At 43.5% G+C, this 12829-nt stretch carries 7 protein-coding genes, 2 rRNA genes and 1 pseudogene; 6 read left to right on the top strand and 4 right to left on the bottom strand.

What is annotated here, in order from left to right:
• The 3 genes and pseudogenes from ACP5GV_RS03105 to ACP5GV_RS03115 form a co-directional block, all read left to right on the top strand.
• Positions 1-805 (top strand): annotated as a pseudogene (locus ACP5GV_RS03105) (RAD55 family ATPase); the annotation flags it as partial.
• A 669-nt stretch (positions 806-1474) separates the two neighbouring features.
• A 16S ribosomal RNA gene (locus ACP5GV_RS03110) occupies positions 1475-2974 on the top strand.
• 207 nt (positions 2975-3181) lie between these two features.
• A 23S ribosomal RNA gene (locus tag ACP5GV_RS03115) occupies positions 3182-6252 on the top strand.
• Together the 16S and 23S rRNA genes form the textbook arrangement of a ribosomal RNA operon.
• A 140-nt stretch (positions 6253-6392) precedes the next feature.
• On the opposite strand, the gene ACP5GV_RS03120 is transcribed toward ACP5GV_RS03115, so the two are convergent.
• Complete coding sequence (locus tag ACP5GV_RS03120; RefSeq protein WP_428068696.1) at positions 6393-7691, bottom strand: TrpB-like pyridoxal phosphate-dependent enzyme; 1299 nt, start codon at positions 7689-7691, stop codon at positions 6393-6395.
• A 100-nt stretch (positions 7692-7791) separates the two neighbouring features.
• Between ACP5GV_RS03120 and ACP5GV_RS03125 the strand changes: the two genes are divergently transcribed.
• The 3 genes from ACP5GV_RS03125 to ACP5GV_RS03135 all read left to right on the top strand — a co-directional run bounded on the left by ACP5GV_RS03125 (position 7792) and on the right by ACP5GV_RS03135 (position 10658).
• On the top strand, positions 7792-9018 hold the full coding sequence (locus ACP5GV_RS03125; RefSeq protein ID WP_428102201.1) for a M20 family metallopeptidase: 1227 nt from the start codon (positions 7792-7794) through the stop codon (positions 9016-9018).
• Positions 9019-9090: 72 nt separating this feature from the next.
• Positions 9091-9678: a peroxiredoxin gene (locus ACP5GV_RS03130; RefSeq protein WP_292319755.1), complete on the top strand. Its 588-nt coding sequence runs from the start codon at positions 9091-9093 to the stop codon at positions 9676-9678.
• Between the two features lie 50 nt (positions 9679-9728).
• On the top strand, positions 9729-10658 hold the full coding sequence (locus ACP5GV_RS03135) for an Mrp/NBP35 family ATP-binding protein (protein WP_428102204.1): 930 nt from the start codon (positions 9729-9731) through the stop codon (positions 10656-10658).
• 9 nt (positions 10659-10667) lie between these two features.
• Here the strand turns inward: ACP5GV_RS03135 and ACP5GV_RS03140 are convergent, their stop codons facing one another.
• Genes ACP5GV_RS03140 through ACP5GV_RS03150 form a run of 3 tightly spaced genes read right to left on the bottom strand, consistent with a single transcriptional unit; the run spans position 10668 to position 12786 of the window.
• Complete coding sequence (locus ACP5GV_RS03140; RefSeq protein WP_428102206.1) at positions 10668-10922, bottom strand: 50S ribosomal protein L23; 255 nt, start codon at positions 10920-10922, stop codon at positions 10668-10670.
• A gap of 2 nt (positions 10923-10924) precedes the next feature.
• Complete coding sequence (rpl4p, locus tag ACP5GV_RS03145; RefSeq protein ID WP_428068690.1) at positions 10925-11746, bottom strand: 50S ribosomal protein L4; 822 nt, start codon at positions 11744-11746, stop codon at positions 10925-10927.
• A gap of 2 nt (positions 11747-11748) precedes the next feature.
• On the bottom strand, positions 11749-12786 hold the full coding sequence (locus ACP5GV_RS03150) for a 50S ribosomal protein L3 (RefSeq protein ID WP_428068688.1): 1038 nt from the start codon (positions 12784-12786) through the stop codon (positions 11749-11751).
• Positions 12787-12829 lie beyond the last annotated feature (43 nt).

Genomic DNA, 12829 nt, shown 5'->3' on the forward strand with positions numbered 1-12829 from the left:
GAAATTGATAAGGCTTATGGAAATAAGAAAAATGAGGGGGAATGAAATAAGCGTAGGAGAGGTACCATTTATAATAGTCCCTAACGATACGATAGTCATAAATAAGCCTGAGAGTATTGAGGGTATGCCATCAGCCACAAATCCGGAAAGCGTTATAAAATTAAAATTCAAATATAGCGATTATAAAATAGATTTCCCTAAAGGATCTCAAACACTATTTGTTGTTCACCCAAGCATAGACCCCTTAATAATATCAAGCGCTTTAGGCACCAATATAATCCTTTCTGAAAAATTCAAAGTCATTTATAGATCATATTTACATGGAGAAAAAACAATAAAAGACAGATTCGAAATATGTGCCAAAAATTTATTTTCAAATAGCAAAGAAATTATGAACCTCATAAATACAGTTGCTATAAACCCTACAAAGTATTCTGTAGATCAACTTTATTATTTGGTAAACAGATTAGAGGAACAAGTCAAAGCAGATATAGTAGTTGTTGAAGGTCTAGAGACGCTTTATGACTTAACTAGTAGGGAATCTTTTATTAACTCACAATACAACAATATGATAAAAAGAATGGTTAATGGAATAACAAGCTTTTATTTTACAAGAGGTACAAAAGAAAATTTATTGGAAATACCTTTAATAAACTTCTATGATAACGTAATAAACATTGAGCCTGTAATTACTTCAGAAGGCAGATTTGTTAAAATAGAACCATTAAGAATTGTTATGAAGGCAGCACCCTTTTTTGAGATATTAGTTAATGCCGATTATATGGAAAAATGCACTAACATGTGATTTTTTACAATAAAAACTAATAAAATTGTTTAAATACTATAATTATGAAAGTTTCTAACTTATCTATTTTTAATTATTATCTAAATCGTGCATTAAAATAGCTAAAACTCAAAGATCTTCTGATAGAATAATATAACTGTTCACAGAAAACTATTTATTGGCTCATTCTTGTTTATGACAATTTTATCGCTAAACAATATTTTATAACGATTATATGAACTTCTCAAAAATAGTCTTTTCGCAATAAAATAACAACAAAGTATTTTAAAACTATTGCTTAAAGAACTTCAAAAAATTGAAAATATTATCAGCTTAATAGTTTTAGATTTATACAATATAATTAGCCCGCAGCCTATAGCCCGGCGGCGCTGTACTAACAGGGAAGTGCTTCCCGGGATGAAGATACAGCCTCAGGCTGCGGGTGCATTTCATTAAAGAAGTTATATAGGATTATTTAATAATACCACAGCGTAAGTGTTAAATACCCTGCAAACACTAATAGAATACTCGCGACTCAGCAGAAACTGAGCCGGTGAGCAATTAAAGATGGGGGTCTAAGCAAACCCTAAGAAAGGTATCTTAGGGCCGCTTTGATCCGACTGGGGCTTTGGTCAACAGGGGCCACGAAGAGCTAAGGTGCTCTACCGCCTACGGTCCCTTGCGACCGTAACTCCGGTTGATCCTGCCGGACCTGACTGCTATTGGGGTAAGGCTAAGCCATGGGAGCCGAACGCCCTATCACTATAGGGCGTGACGCACGGCTGAGTAACACGTAGCTAACCTACCCTCGGGACTGGGATAACTCCGGGAAACTGGAGCTAAACCCGGATAGGTGAGGAGTCCTGGAATGGTTCCTCACTTAAAGAGATCTTAGGGGGTTACTGCCTAAGGTCTGCCCGAGGATGGGGCTACGGCCCATCATGGTAGTTGGCGGGGTAATGGCCCGCCAAGCCTACGACGGGTAGGGGCCCTGGGAGGGGGAGCCCCCAGATGGACCCTGAGACAAGGGTCCAGGCCCTACGGGGCGCACCAGGCGCGAAACCTCTGCAATGCGGGAAACCGTGACAGGGTTACCCCAAGTGCTCCCGTTAAGGGAGCTTTTCCTCGCTGTAAGGGGGCGAGGGAATAAGCGGGGGGCAAGACTGGTGTCAGCCGCCGCGGTAATACCAGCCCCGCGAGTGGTCAGGACGATTACTGGGCCTAAAGCGCCCGTAGCCGGTCTAGCAAGTCCTCTCTGAAAGCTCCGGGCCTAACCCGGAGAGTGGAGAGGATACTGCTAGGCTAGGGGGCGGGAAAGGCCGGGGGTACTCCTAGGGTAGGGGCGAAATCCGATAATCCTAGGAGGACCACCAGTGGCGAAGGCGCCCGGCTGGAACGCGCCCGACGGTGAGGGGCGAAAGCTGGGGGAGCGAACCGGATTAGATACCCGGGTAGTCCCAGCTGTAAACGATGCAGGCTAGGTGTTAGATGGGCGTTAGTGCCCATCTAGTGCCGCAGGGAAGCCGTTAAGCCTGCCGCCTGGGGAGTACGGCCGCAAGGCTGAAACTTAAAGGAATTGGCGGGGGGGCACACAAGGGGTGGAGCCTGCGGCTCAATTGGAGTCAACGCCGGGAACCTCCACCGGGAGCGACAGCAGGATGACGGCCAGGCTAACGACCTTGCCCGACACGCTGAGGGGAGGTGCACGGCCGTCGCCAGCTCGTGCTGTGAAGTGTCCTGTTAAGTCAGGCAACGAGCGAGACCCCCGCCCTTAGTTGCTATCCCATAGGAGACTATGGGGGCACACTAAGGGGACTGCCGCCGCTAAGGCGGAGGAAGGAGGGGGCCACGGCAGGTCAGCATGCCCCTAAACTCCCGGGCTGCACGCGGGCTACAATGACGGGGACAGCGGGTTCCGACCCCGAAAGGGGAAGGCAATCCCTGAAACCCCGCCGTAGTTGGGATTGAGGGCTGCAACTCGCCCTCATGAACCTGGAATCCCTAGTAACCGCGCGTCATCATCGCGCGGTGAATACGTCCCTGCCCCTTGTACACACTGCCCGTCGCTCCATCCGAGAGAGGGGAAGGTGAGGCCCCTTCCTCCAGGGAAGAGGTCGAACCTTCCCCTCTCGAGGAGGGAGAAGTCGTAACAAGGTAGCCGTAGGGGAACCTGCGGCTGGATCACCTCCTTTGCGGCGGGAAGCACCTTAGCACGTGAAAGTTCCTGTTGGTCAAAGCTCTATGCCGTATGCAACTCACAAGGATAATCTTGTGAGTGAAGGGCGTTAGGAAGTTACATTAAACTTCCGGTGAGCGCCACCCTGTAGACACCTGGCTGGTTGGATGTCCAAATCTACATCCAGCCTGCCCAGGGGTACCAACTAGTTACCAACCCTAGGCCCTGCGGCGACTACGCCGCCTGGCGGATGGCTTGGCTCCGGTGCCGAAGAAGGGCGCGGCAAGCTGCGATATTCCTGGGGGAGGCGCAAGCAGCCTTAGAACCCAGGGATCCCGAATGGGACTTCCTGCATGGAGTTAACAGCTCCATGCGTCCCGTAAGGGACGGGAACTCCCCGAACGGAAACATCTTAGTAGGGGAAGGAAGAGAAATCAATCGAGATCCCCTTAGTAGGGGCGACCGAAAGGGGGAGAGCCCAAACCAATTCCCTATGGGACGACCATAGGGAGATGAGGTGTCACTGCCTCCATAGCTGGGTTTAAAGCCCAACAGGCCTAGGCATGATAGCCGAATGACCTGAAAAGGTCAGCCGTAGAGGGTTATAGCCCCGTAGGTTAAATCATGCTGGCCTGCGCTATGGAGGAGAGTACTACGGCTCGGTTTTGCCGTAGGAAGGTGGGGGGCACCAACCTCCAAGGCTAAACACAACCGGAGACCGATAGCGTAATTAGTACCGTGAGGGAAAGCTGAAAAGAACCCCTTGTCGGGGGGTTAAAAGAGCCTGAAACCAGGCGGTTACAAAGGGTATGGCCCTAAAGGGAAGAAGGGTCCGAAGGAAACCTGGGCGACCAGGAAGTACGAGGATTCCAGACCGGGGTCATACCTTCCGTCTTGAAACACGGGCCGGGGAGTTTACGGTCGTGGCAAGCCTAAAGGGGTTAACCCTGAAGGCGGAGGGAAACCGACATGCCCGCAACCAGCTTTGCTGGCGAGGGGCGAGGTCTTAACGGGCCTGTAGTCACGGCCGTAAAACCCGAAACCGAGCGATCTAGGCGGTGGCAGGGCGAAGCCGGAGGAAACTCCGGTGGAGGCCCGAAAGGGTTCTGACGTGCAAATCGTTCCCATGACCTCCGCCTAGGGGTAAAAGGCCAATCTAGCTCGGTGATAGCTGGTTCCTGCCGAAGTGTGTCGCAGCACAGCCCCGCTGGAGGCAAGCTGTGGGGTAGAGCTACGGATTGGGTGAGCAGAGGACGAAAGTCCTCGCAGCCCAGTCAAACTCCGAACCTGCAGCTACCGAAGAAGGCGGGAGTGGGGTTCCTCGGCATAAGGCTGAGGGCCGAGAGGGGCTCAACCCGGACCAAGGTTAAGGCCCCTAAGTGCCGGCTAAGTGCTAAGGGAAAAGGCGTCCCTTGCCTAAGACAGCGGGGAGGTGGGCCCAACAGCAGCCATCCTCTAAGGAGTGCGTAACAGCTCACCCGCCGAGGCAGGGGGCCCTGAAGATTAGTCGGGGCTTAAGCCGGCCGCCGAGACCTTGGATTACCCTCATTTAGAGGGTATATAGTAGGCAGGCGTCGGGATGGCGCAGAAGTAGGGCCGTGAGGTCCTATGGAGCCATTCCGAGTGCTGATCCCGGCGGTAGTAGCAGCGAAGCGGGGTGGGAATCCCCGCCGCCGTAAGGGCCAGGGTTCCCCGGCAACGATCGTCGGCCGGGGGTTAGCCGGTCCTAACCGGATGCGCAACACGACATCCGGGAAAGGGAAACGGGTTAACATTCCCGTGCCGTGGAGGTACGTTTTGGGGCAACCCAAGGCCTAGCTTCCAACGTCTTAGGGTAGGTGGACTGGAGGCCTCCTTAAGGGGGCGATCCAGCTAACTTCTTAAGGCCAGGAAGTGCCGTAATGGCGAGAACTGGCTGAAGGAAGGAATGGCCTGCGTTAGTGGGTTCCACCGAGCCCCAGGACCCTTGAAAAGGAAGCTAGGAAGGATCCTCCACGACCGTACCGAGAACCGACACAGGTGCCCCTGGGTGAGGAGCCCAAGGCGTAGGGGGGTTAACCTAGGCTAGGGAACTCGGCAAACTAGCCCCATAACTTCGGGATAAGGGGTGCCTGCGATTCTTAGCTGAAACTAGGGATCGCAGGTCGCAGTAACAAGGGGGACCTGACTGTTTAACAAAAACATAGCTCCCCGCTAGCCCGAAAGGGTTTGTACGGGGGGTGAATCCTGGCCACTGGTGGTAGGTGAAACCCGGGTTCAACCGGGCGAAGCCCCACTGAAGGCCGGGGGTAACCCTGACCCTCTTAAGGTAGCCAAATGCCTTGTCGGGTAAGTTCCGACGCGCATGAACGGATCAACGAGGTCCCCGCTGTCCCGGCCTGGGGCCCCGCGAACACGCTGAGCGGGTGCATAGTCCCGCAACCTCCTGCAGGGCGAGAAGACCCCGTGGAGCTTCACCGCAGCCTGACGTTGACTCTCGAGCAGAGCCGCGTAGCGTAGGTGGGAGCCGATGAGTTACTTCCTTCGGGAAGTAACGAGGCGACAATGAAACACCACCCGTCTCTACTTGAGAGCCTAACCCGAAAGGGGACACCGTTAGGTGGGCGGTTCGGCTGGGGCGGCACGCCTGCGAAAAATTAACACAGGCGCCCAAAGGTCGGCTCAGGTGGGTCAGAAACCCGCCGTAGAGCGTAAGGGCAAAAGCCGGCCTGACTGGATCCTTGATGGCAAGGGATCCAGACGGGAAACCGTGGCCTAGCGCACGCTCGTGCCCCTCTTGGTGGGGGCCGGGCACGACGGAAAAGTTACCCCGGGGATAACAGAGTCGTCGCGGGCGAGAGCTCCTATCGACCCCGCGGTTTGCTTCATCGATGTCGGCTTTTCCCATCCTGGGAGTGCAGCAGCTTCCAAGGGTGGGGCTGCCCGCCCATTAAAGGGGAACGTGAGCTGGGTTCAGACCGTCGTGAGACAGGTCGGTCTCTACCCGCAGGAGGTGTCGGCCGTCTGAGGGGGAGGTACCCCTAGTACGAGAGGAACGGGGTGCCGCGGCCTCTAGTGTACCGGTTGTCCTGGTGGGCAACGCCGGGCAGCCACGCCGTAAGGGGTTATCGCTGAAAGCATCTAAGCGAGAACCCTGACCCGAAAAGAGACGGCCATCTGCCTTCCAGCGCAAGCTGGAGGACAGCGAGGGCTCCCGTAAAATACGGGTTTGATGGGGTGGGGGTGTAAGTCGCGAGGGCGAAAGCTCGAGCGATTCAGCCTGCCACTCCCAACAGCCCGAGGCTGCAGGTCAACCTTGGGCTGGTGCTAGTTGGCTCCTGGTTGGGCTGGATGTGGAGGACAAATCTAATCAACAGGTTAAAAACAGGGTGGCGCATATATTAAATCATATATTAAATAAAAATTATAATAAAAACTATATTGTAAAAATTATTATTTTTTATCAAAGCCCAATACATCTGCATAGTTTCCTAAATCTAGCAAACCATGACCTGAAAAGCTAATCAATACTGTTTTCTTCTCTTTATTTCTCTTAGCATTTTCAGCTATTTCACCTAAAATAGGTAGAGCGTGAGCTGTTTCTGGCGCAGGTATATATCCTTCTGTTTCTGCAAACATTTTAGCCCACTTAAAAGTCTCTTCCTGGCTATAATCTCTTGCTTCAACTATACCTTTATTCATAAGAAGACTTAACGTTGGTGCAACTGCATGATATCTCAAACCGCCGGCATATATAGGCGGAGGTATAAAGTCACTACCGATAGTATACATCTTTAATTGAGGCAATATCATTGCCGTATCTGGAAAATCATACTTATAGATACCTTTTGTCATCTTAGGAACTTCCGTTGATCCTGACGCTATATATTTTCTCCTCACTTTACCTTTTCTTAACTCTTCTCCCAAAAATGGATACGCAAGGGCTGCGTAATTTGACCCTCCACCTACAACACCTATTATATAATCGGGATCTTCACCTATTTCCTCCATTTGTAATTTAGCTTCCATACCTGCTATAGTTTTAAACATTATATCTGAGTTTACAACACTTCCAACAACATATTTTCCACCATTATCCATTGCATATTTTACTGCCTCACTAATTGCAATTCCTAAAGATCCTGGATGATTTGGATCCTTTAATAACAATTCCCTACCAAAATCTGTTAACTCTGAAGGACTTGGATTAACATTGGCTCCATACATCATCATCAAGTATTTTCTGTAGGGTTTAGCATAATAACTTGTTCTGACCATAAAAACGTATGCTTTCATTTTGAAGAGAGCAGATGCTAATGAAACTGCTGATCCCCATTGTCCCGCTCCTGTTTCTGTTGATACGAATTTAGCATTATCATTTCTTGCATAATATACATGGGCAAGTGCACTGTTAATTTTATGAGATCCAGTATATGTGTAGCTTTCCATTTTCATATAAATTTTAAGGACATTATCAAATTTTTCTTCTAATCTTTTTGCTCTTATTATTGGCGTAGGCCTACCTACTTGCAAATATCTTTCCAAAAGTTCTTCGGGTATTTTTATGAACCTCTCCTGAGAAAACTCATATTCTAAAACTTTTGTTGGCAAAACAATTTTCAATGTTTCAAATGACTTACCAGTAGCATCTTTTGGTTCAGGTAAACTTTCAGGCAAATCAGGTAATATATTGTACCAGAACTCAGGAATCCTATCTTGCGAAAGGTCATACCTCACTAAATCCTTTACCACAAAGGTTGACCACCTAAGTTTTATCATTTTATAGAAGTTTAAAAATTTTAATCAGAATCACATATATTAGCAAATAGTAAATTTTAATTGGGTGGTGAATGTGGACGAAGATTTTGTTGTAAAGGTTACCTCGGATTTAATAAAAATCAACTCTCAAAACCCACCAGGTTATACTAAGGGCGTTGTTGATTATATAAAAGATTTACTTAATGACAATGGAATTAAATTCGAAATTTATGAATTTGAAAAAAACAAGCAAAACCTGATTGCTAAAATAGGAAATGGATCACCAACACTTATATTAAATGGTCATATGGATGTCGTTCCTCCAGGAGATGAGAACAAGTGGATTTATGATCCTTTTTCGGGCAAAATAGTTGATGATAAAATTTTTGGAAGAGGAGCGACTGATATGAAAGGAGGTTTAGCTACTATACTTGTTGCTACACTACAGTTATCAGATATCATAGAAAAATCAACAGGTTCATTAATTTTTGTAGCTTCTGCTGATGAAGAAGTTGGTGGTCATGCTGGTATGCAAGGGTTAGTGAAAAATAATTTGATTAAAGGGGATGCTGCATTAATAGCTGAGCCATCAGGCTATAATAGGGTTTCTATAGGTGAAAAAGGCCTTTGCCAAACAAAGATTCTAACTAAAGGAATACCATCTCATGGAAGTATGCCACTACTTGGAGAAAATGCTATATTAAATATGTACAAAGCCATAAATATAGCAAAAGAAACTATTGATGAACTTAATTCTAAAATAATTATTCCAAATGATGTTGAATTTGCAATAAAAGAAACATCAAAGACTTATGAATCGGTTATAAAAGAAAAGAAACTAAACATTTCTGTTGAAGATATCGAAAAGCAACTCAAATCAGTGTCATTTAATCCAGGTGTTATAAAAGGAGGAAGTAAGATTAACATGGTTCCAGATTATTGTGAGTTGGAATTAGATATGAGGACTCCACCAGGCTGTAAATGCGAAAACGTAAGAAACCTATTAAAAAATAAACTTAATGGAATTGCAGAAATATATCCTATAGACACAAGCGAATCAAACTTCACCTCAACAGAAGAGAGAATTACTAAAATTGCATTAAATTCTGTAGAAAAAATTCTAAATAAAAAACCTGAACTTCATATAGAATCAGGAGCAACTGATGGAAGATACCTAAGAGCAATAGGAATACCAACTATTATATATGGTCCGGGAGAACTATTTTTAGCTCATTCATATAACGAATACGTCAAAGTTTATGATTTAAAAATGGCGTTAAAAGTAACAAAAAATATTATAACAGAATTTCTTAATATATAAAGTAGTTGAAAACAATTTTTATGTAGAAAGATTTTTATACTACTAAATTTATAATATATATTGGTGAAAGAAATGATAGATGTTGGAGTACAGGCACCTGAATTTAAATCTAGGGCTTATTTCCCTGCAGAAAATAAGGTTAAAGAAATAAAACTTAGCGATTATAAAGGAAAATGGGTTATACTAACATTCCATCCAGGAGACTTTACATTTGTGTGCGCAACAGACTTAGAGGCATTCCAGGCGCATTATGAAAAGTTTAAGGAAAACAATGCTGAAATCCTAGGTATTAGCACTGATTCAGTATATTCCCATAAAGTTTGGGTAGAAACAAGCCCGAGAGTTAGCAAAGTTAAATTCCCCTTAGTTGACGACATTAAAAAAGAAATTTCATCAGCTTATGGATTCTTGAATCCAACAAGCGGTATGACTAGAAGAGGAACAGTAATAATAAATCCAGATGGCATAGTTGAGTATGTTTCCGTATTTAATGATAGGCTTGGCAAAGATGTCCCACACATATATAATGCATTTATAAACCTAAAATATCTGTATGAACATCCACCAAAACCAGAAGAATTCGATATAATAGCAGCCAACAAGGGAGAAGGGTTCCAATCTATAAGGATAAGAATACCTGATAGCATTGGAAAACTATAACCTTTTTTATATATAAGCATATAATTCTTTTCCTTTTTATAATATTTTTGGTGTTTAGATTGAGCTTTAGAATTAAGAACGAGGAATTTAAAGAAAAATCTTCAAAGACAGCGGCTTACGATTATAAAGAACAAGCCCAAAGAATGAAAGCAATGCAAGATGAACAAAAAAAAGTAGTTGAAAAAATGAAAAAAATACCGTATAAAATTGCAATTCTCAGCAGTAAAGGTGGTGTAGGGAAATCCTTTGTCACTTCAAATCTGGCAATAGCTCTCAGCTCATTAGGTAAAAATGTAGCCATATTAGATGCTGACTTTCATGGACCAAGCATACCAAAAATGCTTGGCGTAAACCTATCAAAGGGCTTATTAGCTAAGGATGATGGTTCAATAATTCCAGCTATAAGTAAGCATGGAGTAAAAGTAATTTCAGTAGGTCTAATGCTACCTCAAGAAGATACTCCAGTTATTTGGAGAGGTTCCTTAAAGACTACTGCTATAAGACAGCTATTAGCATATACTGATTGGGAAGGAGTAGAATACCTTTTAATAGATCTTCCTCCAGGGACAGGCGACGAGCAATTAACAATTGCACAAATAATACCACATTTAACTGGATTTTTACTAGTAACTATACCAAGTGAAGTTTCAAAATATGTAGTAAAGAAAGCAGCAAATTTCGCTCAAAAGCTAAATGTACCTATTATAGGAATCGTAGAAAATATGAGCTATTTCAAATGCGATGATGGAAAAACATATTATATCTTTGGAAAGGGGGCTGCAGAAGAAATTTCTAAAGAATATAACATACCATTCTTAGGGAAAATACCAATCGATCCAAAAATAAGAGAAAGCAACGATAATGGTATAGCATTCTTTATAGATTACCCTGATTTAGAAGCATCTAAAATGTTTATGGAAATATCAAAGAAGTTTATGGATATAGTTGAAAACAAAGAAAAGAAAATTGAATCTACATAATTTAAAAAATTATAGCAATCCAAACTTTGTAGCTATATCAGTTGCTTTGTATTCTTTTGATAACCTTACCATAGCCTTCTTTTCTCCTCTAGGAGTTATAAGAGTCTTAACAGAATCTACCTTAACATTATATAAGTTTTCTATGGCTTCCCTAATTTTTTGCTTATTTGCATCTCTCGCAACAATAAAAGTTAATGTGTTGCTTTCTTCCATTAATCTTGATGCCTTTTCACTCATAACTATCTTTAAAATAATATCTTCCATATTCAATCACCTAAACTAAATCTCTTACCTAAATAATTTAATGCTTCAGTAGTTATTACAGTCAGCCTCCCTGGTACACCTCCAGGAGACAAATGCATAACACTAACAATTTCTGGCTTAACTACATCAACACCAGGCATATTTATAACAGCTCTTGCAAAAGGAGACTTATAATCTTCGACTATGAATAATATACTTTTAACTCCTTTGTAAGTTCTACCTCTCATCTTCCCCTTTCCAGCCCTTACTTTTATTCTTTCTGAAGCTCTTTCTATATCTTTATAGACACCTATTTTAGTTAGAAATTCCTTAGCATCTTTTGTTTTCTTTATCTCGTTTAAAACATCTGAACTAATTACTAGAGGTACTGTCTTAGCATCAAATTCATGCCCTCTCTCTTTAACTAAATCTAATATAGCTGTTGCAGCTAATGAGCTCATAATAGCTAACCTTTTTTCCTTTTTATTTATATCTTCATATATTTTTTCATCTAATCTTGGTGGAAATGCAGCTCTACCTTTCCTAACCATAGGTGCAAATGCAGCTCTCATTCCTCCTTTTATCCTAGGAACTCTAGCGACACCATGACCAATTCCTATGCTCCTAGCTGTAGTCCTCTTACCAGCCATAGGATCCCTAGCTTTTGGTTGAATAGATGCAGTAAATTCGCTTAAAAATGCCCTTAATATTAAATCTCTCCTTACCGGCATTCTAAAAACATCAGGTAATTCTATCTGTCCATCTTCTTCTCCTTTTATATTATATTTACTAACTGATACTTTAGGAGACAAATAAAATATCATTGAAGAATTAATTGTTGCCATAATCATACACCCTGCTTACTTGATAAACTAATATAAGTAATTTGAGGCTTCTTAATTCCCATAGTTAAATACCATACAGGAGGCCTTATTGGGTATCTTAATACTACAGGCCTCTTAACAGTTCCTGGTATTGAACCGTCTAGTATAATGTAAGAACTTTTAACGACTCCATAATTAACAAATCCTCCCGATGGAGTTATTTTAAGTCCATCATCACCTATATCTAATATTCTTTTATTATATTCAGTTCTTCTGTGGAATCCCAATTGGCCTGGCGATGGATTTTCCCACCAAGTCCCTAATCCGTGACTTCTCGCTCCTATTTTTCTGCTTCCTTTTCTGTGCTTCGTCCATCTCGGCAATTGCTTTGCTCCAGCTCTTTTAATAACGCCTTGCCATCCTTTACCTTTAGTGACAGCTAAAACGTCTACTACTTGACCTATTTGGAATACATCCTTTACTGATATCTGTTGGCCAAGTTTACTTATAGCAAAGTCCAAAGCTTTTTTGACATCATTTGAAGGAGTATTAACTTTCACTTCTATTACATCCGGTTTTTTCTTGCTTAGACCACCAGTTAGCTTTGGTTGCGAAGCTATAAGGACTCTTATTTCTTTTAGTTCACTCAAGCTTTTCTGTAACTCTTTTATAGATCCTTCAGTATCAAAGCTACCTAATGTACTTATTCTTCTTTCAAGCTCTAAATCCTCAGGTACTTTACTCCAAGCCTCAGTTAATGGATATAGACCTTTATTTGTATCTAAAGCGTATCCCCTAACAGCTAAAACATATACAGGAGGAACTTCAACAACTGTTACAGGCTTCATTACTTCTTTTCCATATGTTGGTAAACCTTGTCTATTTTCTATCATAAATACGTGTGTCATTCCTACCTTATATCCGATAAAACCTAAAAGTTTTGGCTCTTGAATTGATAATACAGGCCATGACTTAATTCTTGGTACAAATTCTTCTGCTCTTTGTCTAGGGTAGAATCCTAGGCTACCACGACGTGCTGCTGATTTCTTACGATGCCCCATCTTTAGCACCTTTTCAAGGCAGTAGGGGCGTATCTAGTTTATA

This window comes from Caldisphaera sp. (genome assembly GCF_049974385.1).
Taxonomy (GTDB): domain Archaea; phylum Thermoproteota; class Thermoprotei_A; order Sulfolobales; family Acidilobaceae; genus Caldisphaera.